Genomic DNA, 21,278 nt, shown 5'->3' on the forward strand with positions numbered 1-21,278 from the left:
TAAATAAAAAGATTAAAAAATAAAAAATAAATAATTAATAATAAGCCTAATGAAAAAAAGACAAAACCTACTATTGTTTATGATGATGACTATGCTGTTTTATACAGGAGTAAATGGTCAGAATAAAACCCCACTATTCACAAATTTTGAATACAAGGGGGATGATAAAGTTTATAAAGAGAATCCTTTAAACTCGGATGAATTTTATACTCCAATTTTACAAGGGTGTTATCCAGACCCCGCTATTACCAGAAAAGGAGATGACTATTATATGGTCTGTTCTTCATTTGCAATGTTTCCTGGAGTCCCAGTTTTTCATTCTAAAGATTTGGTAAACTGGACAGATTTAGGAGGAGTTTTAAATGATGTCTCTAAATTCAATCCTCATGATACTGGAATCAGTGGAGGAGTGTATGCCCCAGGAATTACATACAATCCACACAACGATACTTTTTATATGATTGTTACTGCTTTTTCAGGAGGACTAGGGAATATAATTGTTAAAACAAAAGATCCGATGAAGGGTTGGGGAGATCCAATTAAATTAGATTTTGGAGGGATAGATCCATCTATTTTCTTTGATGATAATGGAAAAGGTTATGTTGTTCATAACGATGCACCTGCTCAAGGAAAAGAATTATATAATGGACACCGTGTGATTAAAGTGTGGGAATATGATGTTGAAAATGATAAAGTAATTCCAGGAACTGATAAAGTTATTGTTGATGGAGGAACTGATATCACTAAAAAACCTATCTGGATTGAAGCCCCTCATCTTTATAAAAAAGATGGTAGCTATTACTTAATGTGTGCACAAGGAGGTACAGGTGGTTGGCACAGCGAAGTAATCTTTAAGAGTGATAGTCCAAAAGGACCGTTTATTCCTGCTCCTAGCAATCCTATTCTTACTCAAAGATATTTTGGAAGAGATAGAGATAATAAAGTAGATTGGGCTGGACATGCTGATCTGGTATTAGGACCAGATAATAAATATTACGGTGTTTTCTTAGCAGTACGACCAAATGAAGAAAATAGGGTAAATACAGGTCGTGAGACTTTTATTTTACCAGTAGATTGGTCTGGAGAATTCCCTGTGTTTGAAAATGGATTGGTTCCATTAGAACCGAAATTAAAAATGCCTAAAGGTGTTGAAAATAATACTGGAAAAAATGGATTTTTCCCTAATGGTAATTTTACGTTTACAGATGATTTTACATCAGAAAAATTAGATTATCGTTGGATTGGATTAAGAGGACCTCGTGAAAGCTTTATAAAAACAAGTAAAAAAGGATTACAAATTAATCCGTTTGATACGAATATAAAAGAAGTAAAACCAACATCAACTCTTTTTTACAGACAGCAACATAATGTGTTTTCATTTACCACAACTTTAAATTATAAGCCAAAATCTGAAAAAGATTTAGCAGGTGTTGTTGCACTACAGAACGAAGGGTCTAATTATGTATTTGGTATTACCAAAAAAGACAAAGATTATTATATAGTATTACAGAAAAATTCATGGCCAAGACGTAGAGGTACAATTATTTCTGAACTAGTAGCAAGTACTAAAATAGATATAAAAAAGCCCATAACACTTCAAATAAAAGCTAATGGAGATAAATATGAGTTTAATTACTCTTCATCAAAAGAAACTGATTTTAAAAACCTTGGAGGAACAGTTTCTGGAGATATTTTGTCTACTGATGTTGCAGGTGGTTTTACAGGAGCTTTATTAGGGCTTTACGCTACTTCTGCAAATGATGCACAACCTAAATAATTATTAAATAAAAGGCTATTTATAGTGCGCTATAAATAGCCTTTTTCGTTTAGGTTTCTCTCTATCAGTATAATTAACTTAATGCAGGTGATACTAATTTTAAGCTAAAAAAGAATGAAAAGAATAATAAAAAAAGGAATTGCTATAACTTCAATTATATTGATGGCCGCTTGTGGTAAAGAAGATTCTATTGAAACTTTAACATATCAACCCCCAAAAGAAAAACCAATAACAGTAAACATTCTTTCAGAAGAAATACATCAAAAAATTACTGGGTTTGGAGGGGCTAATAGAATGTGGGGAAATGAAACTTTAAGTTCTAATGAAGCTGAAACATCATTTGGTTTAGGAGAAAATCAATTGGGATTGAGTCTTTTTAGAGTTAGGCTATCATCTAATAAAAATGATTGGAATCTTATTGTTAATTCTGTGATAGAGGCCAATGTAAGAAACATAAAGGTGTTGGCATGTCCATGGTCTCCGCCAGCAGCTTTGAAAAGTAATAATAGTGATGTTGGAGGACATCTTTTACCTGAAAATTACAAGGCTTTTAAAGATTACATAAACGAATTTATTGAATTTATGAAATCAAAAGGTGCTGTTATAGATGTTGTTTCTATTCAAAATGAACCCGATTGGAAAGCAAATTATGAGTCATGTGATTGGACTGCAGAAGAAATGATTAATTTCTTAAAAGCTCCAGGTGAAATTGTTGGAGCAGAATTGGCTGGTCCAGAATCTCTGAATTTTAATCCACAGATGACCAATGCAATTCTTTCTGATCCTGAAGCATCAGCTAAATTAGATATTGTAGCGGGGCATTTATACGGTAGTGGAATTGGAAAATTTCCTTTGGCAGAACAACAAAATAAAGAGATTTGGATGACAGAATGGTTGTTAAATTTAGGAACAGGAAATTCTGGAGCTACACCATGGGGAGAAAGATCAGAATTTGATAAATGGAAAGAATCAATTGAAATGCTTACCAAAATGCATGAAGCCATGACAAGTAACTGGAATGCCTTTATTTGGTGGTACATCAAGCGTTATTATTCTTTTATTGGTGATGGAGAACAAGGAACAGTTTCTGGAAATGTATTAAAACGCGGTTATGCATATTCACACTTTTCTAAGTTTATCCGACCAGATTATGTAAGAATAGGAACAGAGATAGTAGAAGAAACCTCTCCTTTAAAAATTACGGCATATAAAGGAAATGAGAAGACTGTTGTTGTAATTGTTAATCCTGAAAATAAAGATTTTGAGAATGTTGAGATTAACAATATTATTTATGATAAAGCTATAAAGTATTTAACCTCTCAATGGGTTTCGATGGAGGTTGAAACACTTTCTGTTACTAATGATGTTTGTGCCTTAAGTGTCCCTGCCAATAGTGTAATTACTTTAGAATTAAACAATTAAAAATATATAATGATGAAAAACAATATTAAAATTTCATGTTTGTTACTACTGTTGTTAGTGGGGCAAAATATTTTTTCACAAGATTCAAATTTTCATATTTACTTAAGTTTTGGTCAATCCAATATGGAAGGAGCTGCAAAAATTGAAGCTCAAGACACCGTTAAAGTAAATAATCGATTTAAAGTTTTAGCAGCTTTAGATTGTCCAGATTTAGGAAGAGAAAAAGGAAAGTGGTACACAGCAGTGCCACCATTATGCCGTTGTAATACTGGACTTACTCCTGTAGATTATTTTGGTAGAACAATGCTAGATAATTTACCAAATAATGTAAAAGTTGGAGTAATTAACGTAGCTGTTGGCGGATGTAAAATTGAATTATTTGACAAAGATAAATATCAGTCTTACGCAAAAGATGCTCCTGATTGGATGAAAAATATGATTAAGGAATATGATGGAAATCCTTATGCTAGACTTGTAGAAATGGCAAAAATAGCTCAGAAAGATGGAGTTATTAAAGGAATATTATTACACCAAGGAGAATCTAACACAGGAGATGAACTTTGGCCAGAAAAAGTAAAAATTGTTTATGACAACCTATTAAAAGATTTAAACTTAGATCCAAATAGTGTTCCTCTTTTATCAGGGGAAACAGTACACGAAGAGCAAGGAGGAATTTGTGCTAGTATGAATAAGATTATAGCAAAATTGCCAGAAACCATTCCTTCGGCTTCAGTTATTTCTTCAAAAGGATGTTCTGTAGCTTCAGATAATTTACATTTTAATGCTGAGGGATATAGAACTTTAGGAAAAAGATATGCAGAAAAAATGCTTTCTTTATTAGGTTACGTAGCTTATAGAGATAAAGAGCCAATAATATTAAAGGCTCCATTTGGGTTTGATCAAGAAAAATCAAAAGTTAAGCATGGAAATGTAGAAACAATTAGTTATAAATCTAAAACAGTAGGAGTTACACGTAAGGCCAATGTTTACACTCCTCCTGGTTATAATAAAAATAAAAAATATCCGGTATTGTATTTATTACACGGAATTGGAGGTGATGAAAATGAATGGTTTAAACATGGAAATCCTCAACATATTTTGGATAATTTATATGCTGAAAACAAACTAGAACCAATGATTGTAGTATTGCCAAATGGTAGAGCTATGAAAGATGATAGTGCTACTGGTAATATTATGGCTAAAGATAAAGTGGAGGCATTTTCTACTTTTGAAAAAGATTTGTTAAATGATTTAATTCCTTTTATAGAAAAAAAGTATAAAGTTTATAAAGATAGAGAACACCGTGCTATTGCTGGTTTGTCTATGGGAGGTGGACAATCTTTAAACTTTGGATTAGGGAATTTAAATAAATTTGCTTGGGTAGGTGGTTTTTCATCTGCACCTAATACGAAAGCACCCGAAGAGTTGGTGCCAAATCCAGAAGAAACAAAAGAACAGTTAAAATTATTATGGATTTCTTGTGGAGACAAAGATGGATTGTTACCATTTAGTAAACGTACACACGATTATTTATTTGAAAACAATGTTCCTCATGTTTATTATTTAGAACCAGGATATCATGATTTTAAGGTTTGGAAAAACGGATTATATATGTTTTCACAGTTTTTGTTTAAACCTGTCAATACAGAATCACTTACAAAATATTCTTTATTAGGAACCCCTTCAGTAACAAACATTAACAATGCACAATATCCACAAGTGTTACCTAGTAATAGAGCTGTTTTTAAAGTTAAAGCTCCTAATGCTAATAATGTACATGTAAATTTTGGTAAAAAATATAACATGATTAAAGGTGCTGATGGATATTGGAATGTTACTACAGATGCTTTAGACCCAGGTTTTCATTATTATGTGTTAAATATTGATGGAGCAGAAGTTGTAGATCCATCAACAAATACCTTTTATGGTATGGAACGTATTGCAAGTGGTATTGAGGTTCCTGCAAAAGATCAAGATTTTTATGCTTTAAAAGACGTACCTCATGGTAATACACAAGAAATTTTATTTCCATCAAAAAGTACAAGAACAACTCGTAGAGCATTTGTATATACACCACCAGGATATAATAATTCAAACAAGGAATATCCTGTTTTATACCTTCAACATGGATGGGGAGAAAATGAAACTTCATGGAGTAAACAAGGTCACGCAAACTTAATTATGGATAATTTAATTGCTGAAGGGAAAATAGAACCTTTTATTGTTGTAATGACTTATGGAATGACTAATGAAGTTAAATGGGGTAAGTTAAATGAATTTGATATCAGCCGTTTTCAAACTGTTATGGTTGATGAGTTAATTCCTTATATTGATACTCATTTCCGTACAAAATCAGATCAAGTAAATCGTGCCATGGCAGGTTTGTCAATGGGAGGTTTTGAAACTCGTTTAATCACGCTAAATAAACCAGAAGTATTTTCACATTATGCAATTTTAAGTGGAGGTACATACACTCCAGAAGATTTAGCAAATCATTCAAATTTAAAATTAGTCTTTTTAAGTTGTGGAAGTAAAGAAAATCCAGAAGACGTAAAAAAAGCAACCAAAGCACTTAAAGAAGCTGGAGTTAATACTGTTTCGCATATTTCAGAAGGAACTGGTCATGAGTTTTTAACATGGCGTAGAGCTTTATATAATTTAGCACCTCTTTTATTTAAAAATTAAGCTATGAAAAAATTAAAAAATAAAGTTTTATTCATTTTTTTGGTAACGGTATTCATCAATACTATATGTATAGCACAAGAATCTGTAATTGAAGATTTTGTGACTTCTAAAACCACCCAAGAAGGAAAAGAGTATCCACAGGTAAATTCTGAAGGAAGAGTAAGGGTTAGAATCTCAGCACCTGAAGCAAAAAAAGTTCAGTTAGATATTGGAGGTGTAAAGTATGATTTATCAAAAGATGGAAATGGTGTTTGGATTGGTGAATCAGCACCACAAGATGAAGGATTTCATTATTATCAACTTAACATTGATGGAGCTTCTGTTCCTGATCCAGGAAGTTTATACTTTTTTGGAGCAGGTCGTTGGGGAAGTGGTATTGAAGTGCCTGCCAAAGATCAAGACTTTTATGCGTTAAAAAATGTGCCTCATGGAGAAGTTCGCGAACACATTTATTTTTCTAAAGTTAACAATAGTACACGTCGTTGTTTTGTTTATACACCACCTGAATATAATGAAAATACGAGTGAAAAATATCCAGTTTTGTATTTACAGCATGGTGGAGGAGAAAATGAGACAGGTTGGTCTAATCAAGGACATGCCAATCTTATTCTAGATAATTTATTAGCCGAAGGCAAAGCCAAGCCATTTATTATTGTTATGGATAACGGTACTTGGAGAATGCCAAAAAAATCCAATTCAAAACCTCAAGAAGAGGGAGTAAAGCGTACATGGCCACCACAAGGTTGGGCAGATGGATTTAAAAACACACTAATAAAAGATATCATTCCTATGGTAGAAGCAAACTACCGTACGTTTTCGGATGCTTCTAATAGAGCTATGGCTGGTTTGTCTATGGGAGGTATGCAAACACGTGTAATTACTTTAGACCGTCCAGATTTGTTTTCTTCTGTAGGTATGTTTAGTGGAGGTAGTATAAGTTTAGAAGATCTTAAAAAATCACCTGATTTTAAAGAAAAAGTAAAACTTTTATTTATAAGTTATGGAAGTCGTGAACTAGAAAATCCTAGACAAAGTTCTTGGGGAGATCCTAAAGAGAATACCCAAGCTTTAAAAGATTCTGGAATGAATGCTCATTTTCATGTATCACAACTAACTGCTCACGAATGGCAAAGTTGGAGAAGAGCATTTAAGGAGTTTGCAACTTTAGTTTTTAAATAATAAGTTTTTAGTCAGTAAGTTATGAAGCAATATTCTGTTAAAACGGTTCTGGTTCTTTTATTTTCATTCTCTTTATGTTGGTCTCAAGTTGATGAAGAAATTATTCAAGATTTTAAGTCTTCATCGGTAAATCAACCGGGAAAAGAATATCCAAAAGTAAACTCACAAGGACGTGTACTTGTTCGTATAGAGGCCAAAGAAGCTAAAAATGTTCAATTAGATTTAGGTGGAATAAAGTATAACTTGACTAAAGATGATAAAGGATTTTGGTCAGGAGTATCTTTACCACAAGATAAGGGGTTTCATTATTATCAACTTAATATAGATGGTGCTTCTGTTCCTGATCCAGGAACCTTGTATTTTTATGGAGCAGGACGTTTAGGAAGTGGAATTGAAGTTCCAGCACCTGATAGAGATTTCTATGCCTTAAAAAATGTTCCTCATGGATTGGTTAGTGAGAATATTTATTTTTCTAAAATAACGAATTCATGGAGAAGATGTTTTGTTTACACTCCTGCAGATTACGATCAAAATACTAAAAAACGTTACCCTGTTTTGTATTTACAACATGGTAGTTTTGAAGATGAAACAGGTTGGTCTGTGCAAGGAAAAGCAAATCTTATTCTTGATAATTTAATTTCAGATAAAAAAGCCGTGCCTATGATTGTTGTTATGGATAACGGTTATGCTAGTAAAGAGGGAGAGACGAATGCTTCTTTTTCGGTTTTTGAAGAAGTAATGACTCATGAAATAATTCCAATGATAGACACTAAGTTTAGAACCATTAGTGATGCTAAGCATAGAGCTATTGCAGGATTGTCTATGGGGGCTAATCAAACGATGAGAATATTGATGAATAATTTAGATTTATTTTCATCATATGGAGGTTTTAGTGGTACTTCAAACTATCCTACTGCAGAAGAAATAGATCCTTCTAAATTCCTTAATGGAAAGTTTAATGATGCTAAAAAAATAAATCAAAAAATTAATGTTTTATTTCTAGGAATGGGAACTAAAGAGCCCATACCTTTTCCTAATTCAATAGGAGCATTTACAGCCATGCTTACAAAACAAGGTGTTGATTATGTCTTTTATGAATCACCAAACACGGCTCACGAATGGTTAACATGGAGAAGATGTTTAAATCAGTTTGCTCCATTACTTTTTAAGAATTAATAAAAAAGAAATGAAAACAAGACTTGTTACAATCGTATTTTTAATAGGACTTTTTATCACTATTCCTGTAAGTGCACAGCAAATAATTAAGTTGTATAATCAGGAAATTCCTAATTCAAAAATATCAGACATTCAAGAGTCTGGAGATGGAGTTTATGCTAATGTTACTAAACCAACATTAGAATATTTTAAGCCAGAAATAGAAAATCATCAGGGAACAGCGGTTATCATAATTCCCGGTGGTGGTTATGGAGTAGTGGTTTATGATGGAGAAGGAGTGAGTACAGCCAAAGCTTTAGCAAAAAAAGGAATAGCTGCTTTTGTTTTAAAATATAGATTGCCAAGTGATACCACTATGGAGGATAAAAAAATAGGTCCTATACAAGATGCTCAGCAAGCTATTAAAACAGTAAGAGAAAATGCCGAAAAATAGGGAATAGATAAAAATAAAGTTGGTGTAATGGGGTTTTCTGCAGGAGGACATTTAGCGGCTACTGCAGCAACTCATTATAAAAATTATTATATAGAAAATACTGAAGAAATGAATCTTCGTCCTGATTTTCAAATTTTAGTGTATCCAGTGATTAGTATGACAGATGATTTAACGCATTCTGGATCTAGAGATAATTTATTAGGAAAAACTCCTAGTAAAGAAGATATTCATCTTTTTTCAAACGAAACACAAGTTGATAAAAATACACCACCAGCATATTTAACGCATGCTACAGATGATAAATTAGTAGACGTTAATAATAGTATTTTTTATTATCAACAATTAAGACATCATAAAGTAGATGTTGAAATGCATCTTTATCAAAAGGGAGATCATGGTTTTATTTTTAAACATGCTACGTGGATGAATTCACTTTTTGAATGGATGAAATTAAATAAATGGATGTAAAATTTTATAAAAGGAACAATGTCTAAACATTACAAAGTCAATGAAATAAAATTAATGCTTACTGTATTTGTTTTATGTTTTAATGTGTCTTTTTCTCAAAACAAAGAGTTAAAACCAACATATAGAAACCTTTTTCTTGAAGCAGGATATAATAAAAAAGCGATACAAGAAAAGTTGTCTAAAGCATATTCGGATTTGTTTGAAGGACCAAATAGAATTTATTTTAAAGTAGAAGATTCTTTAGGATATGTATCAGATATTAAGAACAAAGATATTAGAACAGAAGGAATGTCCTATGGAATGATGGTTGCTGTTCAGTTAGATAAAAAAGAAGTTTTTGATCGTATTTGGAGGTTTTCAAAAACGTATTTACAACATCAAACAGGTCCTAGGAAAGGATATTTTGCATGGAGTTTTAATCCTAAAACCATGAAACAAAACTCACCAGGATCGGCTTCTGATGGCGAGTTGTATTATGTGACAAGTCTTTTGTTTGCTGCTAATAAATGGGGAAACGATACTGGAATTAATTATTACAAAGAAGCTAGAAAAATTTTAGATGCTATGTGGGAAAAAGATGGTACAGGTAATATTTATCATCTTATAAATTTAAAACACAAACAAATTAGTTTTGTTCCAGAGGGTAAATCGTATCATTGGACGGATCCTTCATATCATTTACCTGCTTTTTATGAAATTTGGGCAACGTATGCTAAGGATGGTCATGATGATTTTTACAGAGCATGTGCAGATACATCTAGAGTATTTTTACATAGGGCAACACATCCTGTAACTGGATTGAATTCTGATTATACAGAGTTTAGTGGAAAACCACATCCTACACCTTGGATGCCTCCCGGATTTAGATATGATTCTTGGCGTGTACCTATGAATATTGCCATGGATTATGTTTGGTATGGGAAAGATAAATCTTGGCAAGAAGGTTATGCTAAACGATTTCAAAATTTTTTAAGATCTAAAGGTTTAGATACTTATGAGGATCAATTTAATTTAGATGGTTCTAAACCTGAATTTATTTTACAAGCAGGTACTGTAAAAAAATTAAGACATTCTATAGGCTTGGTTTCTACAGCAGCTACTACTTCTTTAATTAATAAGGAGAAGGGGAGTTTAGATTTTGTTCATGCGATATGGGATGCTAAACTAGAACCTTATGAAGATGGATATTTTGATCCTTATTATGATGGTTTATTATATCTTTTTAGCTTGATGCAATTAAGTGGTAATTATCAAATAATAACTCCACAATAAAAATAATATAAAAACAGAATCCTAACTTAATATTAAAGTTAGGATTTTTTTATGCTAAATATGTCATTATATAAGTAGCTTAGATAGCTATTACAACATATAATTTCTTAATATTAAAACAATCAGTTGTGTCATTTTAATATCTGTTTTTTTAGTATTTGTAGTTTATAATAAAATTTATTGATAATTTTTTAGATAAAAACCGATTAAATAATTAAATTACAAATGATAATATTTGGATAAGAAAATGAAAAGATATATTATGTTAAAATGATGTATCTTTGATTTTTATTGGAGAGAAATGAAAGAACATACAGAAGTTACGATATATGATATTGCTAAAAAACTGAATTTAGCAACATCAACAATTTCCAGAGGACTTAAAGATCATCATAGTATAAGTAAAAAAACTATTGATAAAATAAAGAAAACAGCTGCAGAAATGGGGTATCGCCCAAACAATTTAGCAGCAAGTTTAAGAAGTAAAAAAACTAAAACAATAGGTGTTTTAGTGCCAACTATTACGCAACCGTTTCTCTCATCATTAATTAGCGGAATAGAAGTAACAGCAAATAAAGCAGGATACAATGTTGTTATTATGCAATCTCATGATTCCTATTTAGAAGAAGTAAGTTTAACTAAATCATTATATAGCAATAGAGTTAGTGGTGTAATTTGTTCTTTAGCTATGGAAACTGTAGATACAAATCACTTTAATTTATTTATAGATGCCAATATTCCTTTGGTTTTTGTAGATAGGGTTCCAAATAGCTTTAATACATTCCGTGTGGTTATTGATAATTTTGAATCAGGATATATAGCTACTAAACACTTAATTTCTCAAGGATGTAAAAGAATTGCTCATATTACAGCAGGATCAGAATACAGTATTTATAATGAAAGGAAGAAGGGATACTTAGAAGCTTTAAAAGAGTTTAATTTGCCTATTGAAGAGGAGCTTATTATAAAAGTAGGAGGTATTACTTATGAAGAGGCAGAGAAAGCAAGTTACAAGTTATTAAGTTTAGAGAATCGTCCGGACGGTATTTTTGCTCCCGGAGATATTTTAGGGGTAAGTGCTATTCAGTGCGCAAAAAAAATGAGAATTAAAGTTCCTGAAGAATTATCTGTTATAGGATTTAACAATGACCCGATTTCTTATATTATTGATCCTAACTTATCAACAATTACACATCCTGCATCAAAGATGGGGCAGACCTCTGCAGAAATAATTCTAAAAAATTTAAAACCTAATAAAAAGAAGTACGAAATAAAAGAAATGACTTTTTTGAAAACAGAAGTGCTGGCAAGAGAATCTTCAGACAAAAAAAGACTACTAAATGTAAATAGTAGTCTTAAAATATAAAGGAATCATTATTTTATTTGGTTCGAAAAGGAGAAGCCGGCAATCCTTCTTTATTATATAAATTAGGATTATCAGGATTATCAGCCCAAGCATATTTAACATATTTAGGATTGGGAACTTCATCACTCCAAACAATAACCTTATTGTCTTTTATTTTAGCTTTAGCCCAAACATATTGTTTGTCTTCACCAGCAATAGCAAATTCGCTTAATTCCTCATTATCATTGGTTGTTAATCCGCTACCAATATGTGTAAAAGAAATAATTACTTTATTTCCTTCTATTTTATAATCATTATATAAAGGACCAGAATACACTACATTTTCTTTATAAGCTAGTTTTAACCCAGCCAAAGCCATTCTTTCTCCAACATCTTTCTTGTTGTCAGGATGAATGTCATTCCATTCTCCAAGATCAATATTAACAGTCATAGCTGTATTTGGAACCTCTAAGGCCTCTAGTTGAGATTCTCTTAATTTTGCCCAATTACTTTCTGAGGGTAAATAAGACACATCCATATAGTTAGGAAGTTGAGCATATATAAAAGGAATATCATTATTTTTAAACACCGTTCTCCAACTATTAATTAAGGCAATCATGTAATCTTTATATTTTTCTGGTTGACCTGAATTACTTTCTCCTTGATACCATAAAATTCCTTTTACAGATATTTGTTTAAATGGAGCTACCATAGCATTGTATAAAGATGTTGGTTCGTTTTGTGGATTTATTCTTCTTATACTATTTCTTTGTCCATAAAACTTATGTGGTTTAAACACTTCTCCTACTTTATATTTCCAATAACCTTTTAGATCAATTGTATCATTTTCTGCAACTATATAATATGGTTTATCTGGAACAAAACCTCCTTTTCCTCCATTATTGGTTACACGTACTACAAAGGTGTTTTTACCAGGTTTTAAAATGTTAGAAGGTATATGATATCTTCTTTGTGGATATTGATAAGTTGTATTTGCTACCTTTTCACCATTAATATATAATTCATCAGCATTAACAATTCTTCCAAGAAAAACTCTTGCAGGCTTGTTCGTCATATTCGCGGGAATATTAATTTCTTTTCTATACCAAACAACACCATCTAAATTGCTAACTCCTTGGTCTTCCCAATACCCAGGAATGTTTATGGTTCTCCAATTTTTTGGAGTAAAATTGATATCGTACCATTTTAAAGAATCAAGCAAACCTTTATCTTTTACTTTAGGAGAAGCAGGAGAGAAGTTACTTAGTTTTCTTTTTTGTTTATTTAAAAATTCAGGATCTTTATTTTCGTTGATGATATTCATCATTTCAGGAAAATTTTTATATCCTTCTTCAGGAATCCAAGCTTCAATAGGAGTTCCTCCAACACTAGCATTTATTAATCCTATAGGAATGTGATATTTTTCGTAAATTTTCTTAGCGAAAAAATAAGAGACTGCTGAAAAAGGTCTAACCTGTTCTCCTATAGCCTTTTGCCAAACACCTCCTGTTAAGTCTTCTTTTTCACCAGATATGCTTGTAGTAGTAGGAACTTTGTAATGACGAATTTCAGGATAGTTGGCATTTTTGATTTCATCTGCATATCTAACATCATGAATATCTAATTGATGTACCATGTTTGATTGTCCTGCACAAAGCCAAACATCTCCAATAAGGATGTCGTTGACGTTAATACTATTCTTACCTGAAATTGTCATTTTGTATGGACCACCCGCTTTCATTCTAGGTAATATTATTTCCCATTTACCCGTATTTGATGCTTTTGTTTTATATTTTTTCTTATTAAAGGAGACCGTAATTTCTTCATTATTACTTGCCCATCCCCAAATAGGAATTTCCGTATTTCTTTGCAGTACAATACCATCACTAATTAGTTTAGGGAGTTTTACCTGACCACTAATTTGTGAATGATATATAAAAAATAAGGTGATTAAAAATTTAAGTTTGTTCATTATTTATGAATATTATTTTACGGTAATTATAGTTTCTGCCATTGTTGACGCTCCTAATTCAACACTACGTTTCATAGGGCTAGAACCTCCAATGTAAATATTAAATTCTCCTGATTCAATAGTACTAGATCCATCATTTTTAATAATTTCAAAATCTTCAGGAGTCAACTCAAAAACAATTTTTTTAGAATGTTCTGCCTTTAAGTGAATTCGTTTGGTTTTGATAAGTTTAAAATTAGGTACAGTTACAGAAGCTTTTTTATCTGAAATATAAACTTGAACAACTTCATCAGCATTTATTTTACCTGTGTTTGTAATATTTACTTCAACATTAACATTTTCTTTTTTAGATATTGATGATGAAGAAGCTTTTATGTTGTTGTAATTAAAAGTGGTGTAGCTCAATCCAAATCCGAAAGGATATAATGGATCTACATCCATGTATTTATAAGTTCTTCCTTTCATTGCATAGTCATCAAAAGCAGGTAGCTGATCTATAGATTTTGGAAAGGTAATAGGTAATCTTCCTGAAGGAGAAACTTTTCCAAAAAGAATATCAGCCACTGCAGTACCTCCTTCTTCACCAGGATACCAAACAAATAATACAGCATCAGCTAGTGCTTGTACTTCTGAAAGATTTATAGCACTACCACCTGTAATAACTGCTATAATAGGTTTTTTGTCTTCAGGATTTTTATCAGCTGTTTTTCTTAATTCTTTTAGATAATCAATTTGATTTTTTGGCAAACTATAGCTTAAAATATCACCAGCAGTATCGGAATCTAAAGAATCTCCCTCTTCACCTTCTAGTTGACTAGAAACGCCTAAAACAACAATAGTAACATCACTATTTCCTGCATGGGCTGTTGCATAATTTATAGGGTTTATAGAAGGTTTGTTTAGCATAGCTCCTAGTCTGTACTGTAATTGACTGGTTGGTTCGATAGCTTTACTAACTCCTTCTAAAATAGTAACCATATTAGGGTTAACTCCATAGTAATTTCCTAACAATATTTCTATACTAGCAGCATTTGGACCTGTAACAAAGTATTTTGATAGATCGTTTTTTAGAGGTAAAATTCCATTGTTTTTTAGAAGAACAATACTTTTTTGAGCAGCTTCTTTAGATAATTCTCTATGCTTTTCACTATTTACTACTTCAAAAGGAATGTTATCGTATGGATTGCTTCCCACAGGATCAAATAATCCTAATTTAAATCTTGTTTTTAGCAGAGTAGCTAATTGTTCATCTATTTCCTTTTCAGTAATCATTCCTAACTTAACAGCTTCACTAAGTGATTCGTATGTAACTCCACAGTTTAAGTTAACCCCAGTTTTTATAGCCAATGCAGCAGCTTCTGCAGCGGTTTGTACTCTTCCATGACCACCTTCATTAGGTTGATTGTATAAATCTACCAACGCCCAGCAATCAGAAACAACATGTCCTTTAAAATTCCAGGTATTTCTTAAAACATCATCTATTAAATAGTTATTACTACAACATGGCTCTCCGTTAGTGCTATTATATGCACACATAATAGATTCAACATTGGCATCCACTAATGCTTTAAAAGCAGGTAAATAAGTTTCCCACAAATCTTTTTGATTTACTTCTGCATTAAATTCATGTCTTAATTTTTCAGGCCCACTATGTACAGCAAAGTGTTTGGCACAGGCAGCTGTTTTTAAATAATTAGGATGATCACCTTGTAAACCTTTTACAAAAGAAACACCTAGTATAGATGTTAAATATGGATCTTCTCCGTAAGTTTCCTGCCCACGTCCCCAACGAGGATCTCTAAAAATATTGATGTTAGGTGTCCAAAAAGTCAACCCATTGTATTGTTTATGATATCCTTTTTTACTAGTGGCATTGTAAATAGCTCTAGCCTCATCTGATATGGCCGATGACACTCTATAAGCCAAATCTGGATCAAAAGTAGCACCCAAACCTATCGCTTGTGGAAAAACTGTGGCAGCACAAGAACGTCCTACTCCATGTAATGCTTCGTTCCAATAATCATAAGCGGGTATCCCTAGCCTTTTTATTTCTGGAGTTCCATTCATCATCTGTGCAGCTTTTTCTTCTAGAGTAAGTCTAGAAATTAAATCTTCAACTCTTGCATCTATGGGCTTTGAAGGATTTTTAAATAAAAGTGAATCTGTATACACATGATCACTTTTTGTATCTTTTTCAGTCTTATTGCTGTCTGTTTTACACGAGGATACCAAGATTGATCCTATGCATAAAATAAAGATTTTGAAAATGTTTTTCTTCATGATATTAAGCTATATTTAAGTTTAAATTTTAGTTATTGAAATTTTAATTTTTATTTCTCATTTGATTGTTATAGTTTTACACAACCGATTGCAAGTTATGTTGTTTTTGCTATTTTTACAATTTTTAAGTGTTTAAATTGAAAAATAATCATTTTGTGGTTTCCGAAATTTTTAAATTATAATTAATAGGTTATAGATGAATAGATTAATACTGAGACAGTTTTTGCTATTAACTTTATGTTTTGTTAGTGGCAATGTTTTTTCAAATAATGGTTATAAACTATGGTTACAATATAATTTTGTTGAAGATAGTAAGTTAAGAGAAGAATATAAAGTAGGATTAAACTCAATTTTTTTTGCTGGAAATTCAGAAACTGTAAAAGTTGCATCAAAAGAGTTGATGTTGGGACTTTCTGAAATGCTAGGTGAGGAGAACTTTAAAAACAATAAGTGGAATTCTCAATTAGTATGTGCTTCAGAAGCTTTTCTTAACCATGAATTGAAAAAACTGTTGAAAAGTGAATTAGAAGAAATCAATGATGAAGGATTTGTTCTTAAAACTTTCATGGTTCATGGTAAGCAAAAAACAGTAATTACAGGAAAAACAGATATTGGAACCATGTATGGTGTATATCACTTCTTAAGGTTATTACAGACTCATCAATCTATCAAACAGTTAAATGTTATAGAGTCACCAAAAATAAAAGTTCGTGTATTAAATCACTGGGATAATTTAGATAGAACCGTGGAAAGAGGGTATGCAGGGTTTTCTATTTGGGATTGGCATCGTTTGCCAGATTATATAGATCAGAGATATATTGATTATGCTCGTGCCAATGCATCTGTAGGAATTAATGGAGTAGTATTAAATAATGTAAATGCCAATGCACTTATTTTAACTCCTTTTTATTTAGAAAAAGTAAAAGCATTGGCTGATGTATTTAGACCTTATGGAATAAAGGTGTATTTAACAGCTCGTTTTTCTGCTCCAATAGAAATAGGTGATTTAAAAACTGCAGACCCACTTGATAAGAATGTTATTCAATGGTGGAATAAAAAAACTGAAGAAATTTATAAGATGATTCCTGATTTTGGAGGATATCTTGTAAAAGCAAATTCAGAAGGACAACCAGGACCACAAAATTACGGAAGAAATCACGTAGATGGTGCTAATATGTTAGCAGATGCATTAGCCACATTTAAAGGAATTGTAATGTGGAGAGCTTTTGTGTATTCTGAACATGATGTAACCGATAGAGCCAAACAAGCATATAGTGAATTTGTCCCTTATGATGGACAGTTTAAAAAGAATGTAGTTGTTCAAGTAAAGAATGGAGCTATCGATTTTCAACCTAGAGAACCTTTTCATCCTATGTTCGGAGCTATGCCTAAAACTCCTTTAATGATGGAGTTTCAGATTACCCAAGAATATTTAGGACAAAGTACACATACTGTGTTTTTACCAAAGTTATTTGAGGAAGTTTTACACGAAGATACTTATGTAAATGGAAAAGGATCTATTGTAGCCAAAGATGTTGACGGCTCATTACACGGAGATAAATTAACAGGAATTGCTGGTGTTAGTAATATCGGAAATGATATTAATTGGACAGGAAATGTAATGTTACAAGCTAATTGGTATGGATATGGTCGTTTGGCTTGGAACCCTTATTTATCTTCTGGAGAAATTGCAGATGAGTGGTTACGTTCAACTTTTTCTAATGATAAAAAATTTGTAGAACCTGTAAAAGAAATGTTATTAGATTCTAGGGAAGCTGTAGTGAATTACATGACACCTTTGGGATTACATCACATAATGGCCACAGGACATCATTATGGGCCTGGACCATGGGTATCTAATCTTTCTAGACCAGAATGGAATCCGGTTTATTATCACAAAGCAGATGAAAATGGTGTTGGTTTTGATCGTACAAAAACCGGAAGTAATGCGGTAGCACAATATGCTCCTGAGGTAGCAAAAATGTATGGAGACATTAAAACCTGTCCTGAGGAATATTTATTGTGGTTTCATCATGTTTCTTGGGATTATAAATTAAAAGATGGAAATGTACTTTGGGATGGAATAGCATTAAAGTATCAAGAAGGAGTAGAGGAGGTAAAGTCTATGAAAAAGACATGGCAGAAGATGAAACCTTATGTTGATGATGAGCGTTTTAAAGAAGTAAATATGTTCTTAGATATACAACTAAAAGAGGCTAAATGGTGGAGAGATTCATGTTTGTTATACTTCCAGCAATATTCAAAAAAAGAACTACCTGTAGGAGTTGATAAGCCAGAACATACATTGGAGTATTATAAATCATTAAAATTCCCTTTTGCACCAGGAAACTAATAATAAAGATAAAATGAAGATATATATTATAAAAAATAGATTATTTGTTTTAACACTGTTAATGCTGTTTTTAGTGGTAGATAATGTTAGAGCAACAACCACTCAGCAATATGTTATTAATAAAGAGACCAATAATACTTTTCCATTAGCAACCAAAGGTAAAGTAGTTTCTATGATAATTGGGGATCATGATTATAAAGGAGTAAAACGTGTAGCTACTCATCTTCAGCAAGACCTTTTTAAAGTTACCAATGTTTTGCCTAAAATTTATGATTCTAATTCAAAAAACGAAGAATACATATTAATTATTGGAACTCTAGGAAAAAGTGAAATCATAAATAAACTTGTAAAAGAAGGAAAGATTGATGGAACTCAGTTAAAGGGAAAATGGGAGAAATTTATTACTCAAATTATTGAAAATCCAATTAAAGGAGTAAAAAAAGCATTAGTAATTGCTGGTTCAGATAAAAGAGGAACTATTTATGGTATGTACAATTTATCTGAGCAAATAGGAGTTTCCCCTTGGCAATTTTGGGCAGATGTTCCTGCTAAAAAGCAAACAGAATTACATGTATTACCAGGAGTACATTCATTAGGAGAGCCTAAAGTAAAATATCGTGGAATTTTCATCAACGATGAAGCACCAGCACTAACAGGTTGGGCAAATGAAACCTTTGGAGGATTTAATTCTAAATTTTACGAACATGTATTCGAGTTAATTTTAAGGCTAAAAGGGAATTATTTATGGCCAGCTATGTGGGGAAATAAATTCTATGTTGATGATCCTAAAAATGGAGAACTGGCTGATGAATATGGAATTGTGATGGGGACTTCTCATCATGAACCTCTAACAAGGGCTCATGCAGAGTGGAATAAAAATATTAATGGAGCATGGGACTTTAATACCAATGCAGAAGGTTTGAATTCTTTTTGGAAAAAAGGAATGGAGCGTATGGGGGATAGAGAAACCCTTGTAACTATTGGTATGAGAGGTGATGGAGATGAGCCAATGACAGAAGGTACTGCTATAGAATTGTTAGAAAACATCGTAAAATCACAGAGAAATATTATAAAAGAAGTTACGGGAAAACCTGTAGAAGAGACACCTCAGATATGGGCACTTTATAAAGAAGTTCAGGAATATTACGACAAAGGGATGAAAGTTCCTGATGATGTAACACTTTTATTGTGTGATGACAATTGGGGGAATTTAAGAACTCTTCCTAGTTTAGATGCAGCTCCTAGAAAAGGAGGCTATGGGATTTATTATCACTTTGATTACGTTGGTGGACCAAGAAGTTATAAATGGATCAATACAAATCAAATTGAGCGAACATGGGAACAAATGCACTTGGCATATGAACATGGAGTAGATCAAGTTTGGATTGTTAATGTGGGAGATATCAAACCAATGGAATTACCAATATCTTTCTTTTTAGATTACGCATGGAATCCTAACGATTGGACAGCTGATAACTTAAAAGATTATTATGTTTTATGGGCTGAGGATAATTTTCCGAAAAAATTTAAGAATGAAATAGCAAACCTTTTAAAGTTGTATACAAAATATAATTCTAGAAGAACTCCTGAATTGTTAGATCAAAATACTTATAGTTTATTGCATTATAACGAGGCTGAAAAAGTAACTAATGATTATAAAAAACTTGCAGATAAGGCTATAAAAATAAATGAAAATTTAAAACCTGAATATAAAGACGCCTTTTATCAGTTGGTATTGTATCCAATTTTAGCAAGTGCTAATTTACAAGAACTGTATCTATATGTTGCCAAAAATTATTTATACGCAAAACAAGGAAGAGTAGCAACCAATAAATATGCTGAAAAAGTTAAAGAATTATTTAACAAGGATGCTGAATTAACAAAATATTACCATAACCAAATGGCTAATGGTAAGTGGAACCATATGATGTCTCAAACTCATATAGGTTATAGAATTTGGAGTGATCCAAAAGAAAATATTCTTCCAAAGACTAAGACCATTCAAGTTGAAAATATTTCTGATATTGGAGTAGCTGTTGAAGGTTCTGATAAGTGGTGGCCAAATAATTTAGAAAAAGTAATGTTACCAACTTTTACAACCACAGGAAGTGATCTTTATTATTTTGAAATTTTTAATAGAGGTAATAAACCTTTTGATTTTAAAATTAAGTCAAAATCAGAATTGATAAACTTATCTAAAACCAAGGGAACAATTACAGATCAGGAGAGAATTAAGGTTTCTGTGAACTGGAAAAAAGTTCCTGAAGGGATAAGCAAAGGAGAATTTATTTTAGAAGCTAATGGAAAGAAAATACCTGTTTATATAGAAATTAATAATATAGATTTAAGTAAGGCTAAAGGTTTTGTAGAAAACAAAGGTATTATATCTATCAATGCATCTAGTTTTTTAGAAAAAAGTGAACCAGAAAACTTTACATGGGAAATTATAGATAATTTAGGGAAAACCAATTCAGCTGTAATTTCTTTACCAATAAAAAAAGGAAGAGTAGCTTTAAGTAATACTTCTCCTAAACTATCTTATCCAGTTTATTTTACAAACAAAGGAAAAGTTAAAGTACATATGTATTTTGCTCCAACTATTAATTATAGATCAACAGAAGGAATGTATTATGGACTCTCTTTTGATAATCAAGACCCAGTAAAAGTAAATTATAGTTCTGAGCCTAATACTTTTAATTACAACGGAAAAGTACCACAAAATTGGCATCAAAATGTATCCGATCATGTGAAGATAATAACTACAGAACTTGAAATTAATAAAGAAGGAAATCATACCTTAAACTACTATAGAGTTGATGAGGGATTGGTACTTCAAAAAATAGTGATAGAAACAAAAGATAGTCAATTAAAAGAATCTTATTTAGGTCCAAAAGAAAGTATTAAAATAAATTAAAA

At 31.7% G+C, this 21,278-nt stretch carries 13 protein-coding genes; 11 read left to right on the forward strand and 2 right to left on the reverse strand.

The window, feature by feature from the left end; all coding sequences use genetic code 11:
- Window positions 1–49 precede the first annotated feature (49 nt).
- The 9 genes from BUB70_RS04150 to BUB70_RS04185 all read left to right on the forward strand — a co-directional run bounded on the left by BUB70_RS04150 (window position 50) and on the right by BUB70_RS04185 (window position 11,778).
- Window positions 50–1,777: a glycoside hydrolase family 43 protein gene (locus tag BUB70_RS04150; protein ID WP_084730171.1), complete on the forward strand. Its 1,728-nt coding sequence runs from the start codon at window positions 50–52 to the stop codon at window positions 1,775–1,777.
- Window positions 1,778–1,891: 114 nt separating this feature from the next.
- Window positions 1,892–3,199 (forward strand): glycoside hydrolase, encoded by a 1,308-nt coding sequence (locus BUB70_RS04155; protein WP_084730172.1) that lies wholly within the window; start codon window positions 1,892–1,894, stop codon window positions 3,197–3,199.
- 12 nt (window positions 3,200–3,211) lie between these two features.
- Window positions 3,212–5,884, forward strand: a complete 2,673-nt coding sequence (locus BUB70_RS04160; RefSeq protein WP_073118650.1) for an alpha/beta hydrolase-fold protein — start codon at window positions 3,212–3,214, stop codon at window positions 5,882–5,884.
- A gap of 3 nt (window positions 5,885–5,887) precedes the next feature.
- Window positions 5,888–7,063 carry an alpha/beta hydrolase-fold protein gene (locus BUB70_RS04165; protein WP_073118652.1) on the forward strand — a complete coding sequence of 392 codons (1,176 nt, stop codon included), beginning with the start codon at window positions 5,888–5,890 and terminating at the stop codon, window positions 7,061–7,063.
- A gap of 21 nt (window positions 7,064–7,084) precedes the next feature.
- Window positions 7,085–8,239 (forward strand): alpha/beta hydrolase, encoded by a 1,155-nt coding sequence (locus BUB70_RS04170; RefSeq protein ID WP_073118654.1) that lies wholly within the window; start codon window positions 7,085–7,087, stop codon window positions 8,237–8,239.
- 10 nt (window positions 8,240–8,249) lie between these two features.
- Window positions 8,250–8,672 (forward strand): alpha/beta hydrolase, encoded by a 423-nt coding sequence (locus BUB70_RS14125; protein ID WP_200777472.1) that lies wholly within the window; start codon window positions 8,250–8,252, stop codon window positions 8,670–8,672.
- A gap of 3 nt (window positions 8,673–8,675) precedes the next feature.
- A complete protein-coding gene (locus BUB70_RS14130) occupies window positions 8,676–9,140 on the forward strand; it encodes an alpha/beta hydrolase (RefSeq protein WP_262508089.1) in 465 nt (154 codons plus the stop codon).
- 18 nt (window positions 9,141–9,158) lie between these two features.
- Complete coding sequence (locus BUB70_RS04180) at window positions 9,159–10,412, forward strand: family 8 glycosyl hydrolase (protein ID WP_073118656.1); 1,254 nt, start codon at window positions 9,159–9,161, stop codon at window positions 10,410–10,412.
- Window positions 10,413–10,713: 301 nt separating this feature from the next.
- Window positions 10,714–11,778 (forward strand): LacI family DNA-binding transcriptional regulator, encoded by a 1,065-nt coding sequence (locus tag BUB70_RS04185; protein ID WP_073118658.1) that lies wholly within the window; start codon window positions 10,714–10,716, stop codon window positions 11,776–11,778.
- 13 nt (window positions 11,779–11,791) lie between these two features.
- On the opposite strand, the gene BUB70_RS04190 is transcribed toward BUB70_RS04185, so the two are convergent.
- Complete coding sequence (locus tag BUB70_RS04190) at window positions 11,792–13,729, reverse strand: sialate O-acetylesterase (RefSeq protein ID WP_073118660.1); 1,938 nt, start codon at window positions 13,727–13,729, stop codon at window positions 11,792–11,794.
- A 12-nt stretch (window positions 13,730–13,741) separates the two neighbouring features.
- The gene (locus tag BUB70_RS04195; RefSeq protein WP_073119736.1) at window positions 13,742–15,901 is read right to left on the reverse strand and encodes a glycoside hydrolase family 3 N-terminal domain-containing protein; all 2,160 of its coding nucleotides are present in this window, start codon (window positions 15,899–15,901) and stop codon (window positions 13,742–13,744) included.
- Window positions 15,902–16,205: 304 nt separating this feature from the next.
- Here BUB70_RS04195 and BUB70_RS04200 point away from each other — a divergent pair, with 304 nt between their 5' ends.
- On the forward strand, window positions 16,206–18,362 hold the full coding sequence (locus BUB70_RS04200) for an alpha-glucuronidase family glycosyl hydrolase (RefSeq protein ID WP_073118662.1): 2,157 nt from the start codon (window positions 16,206–16,208) through the stop codon (window positions 18,360–18,362).
- Between the two features lie 13 nt (window positions 18,363–18,375).
- Window positions 18,376–21,276: a glycosyl hydrolase 115 family protein gene (locus BUB70_RS04205; protein WP_073118664.1), complete on the forward strand. Its 2,901-nt coding sequence runs from the start codon at window positions 18,376–18,378 to the stop codon at window positions 21,274–21,276.
- The last annotated feature ends 2 nt before the right edge of the window (window positions 21,277–21,278 follow it).

This window comes from Wenyingzhuangia marina, assembly GCF_900130035.1.
In the GTDB taxonomy this organism is placed as follows: Bacteria; Bacteroidota; Bacteroidia; order Flavobacteriales; family Flavobacteriaceae; genus Wenyingzhuangia; species Wenyingzhuangia marina.

What these genes read in the sequence shown, in the direction of transcription:
- BUB70_RS14125 (WP_200777472.1), top strand. Translation starts at nt 8,250, where the DNA reads ATGAAAACAAGACTTGTTACAATCGTATTTTTAATAGGACTTTTTATC.
- BUB70_RS04150 (WP_084730171.1), top strand. Translation starts at nt 50, where the DNA reads ATGAAAAAAAGACAAAACCTACTATTGTTTATGATGATGACTATGCTG.
- BUB70_RS04185 (WP_073118658.1), top strand. Translation starts at nt 10,714, where the DNA reads ATGAAAGAACATACAGAAGTTACGATATATGATATTGCTAAAAAACTG.
- BUB70_RS04170 (WP_073118654.1), top strand. Translation starts at nt 7,085, where the DNA reads ATGAAGCAATATTCTGTTAAAACGGTTCTGGTTCTTTTATTTTCATTC.
- BUB70_RS04155 (WP_084730172.1), top strand. Translation starts at nt 1,892, where the DNA reads ATGAAAAGAATAATAAAAAAAGGAATTGCTATAACTTCAATTATATTG.
- BUB70_RS04200 (WP_073118662.1), top strand. Translation starts at nt 16,206, where the DNA reads ATGAATAGATTAATACTGAGACAGTTTTTGCTATTAACTTTATGTTTT.
- BUB70_RS04165 (WP_073118652.1), top strand. Translation starts at nt 5,888, where the DNA reads ATGAAAAAATTAAAAAATAAAGTTTTATTCATTTTTTTGGTAACGGTA.
- BUB70_RS04205 (WP_073118664.1), top strand. Translation starts at nt 18,376, where the DNA reads ATGAAGATATATATTATAAAAAATAGATTATTTGTTTTAACACTGTTA.
- BUB70_RS04180 (WP_073118656.1), top strand. Translation starts at nt 9,159, where the DNA reads ATGTCTAAACATTACAAAGTCAATGAAATAAAATTAATGCTTACTGTA.
- BUB70_RS04190 (WP_073118660.1), bottom strand. Translation starts at nt 13,729, where the DNA reads ATGAACAAACTTAAATTTTTAATCACCTTATTTTTTATATATCATTCA.
- BUB70_RS04160 (WP_073118650.1), top strand. Translation starts at nt 3,212, where the DNA reads ATGAAAAACAATATTAAAATTTCATGTTTGTTACTACTGTTGTTAGTG.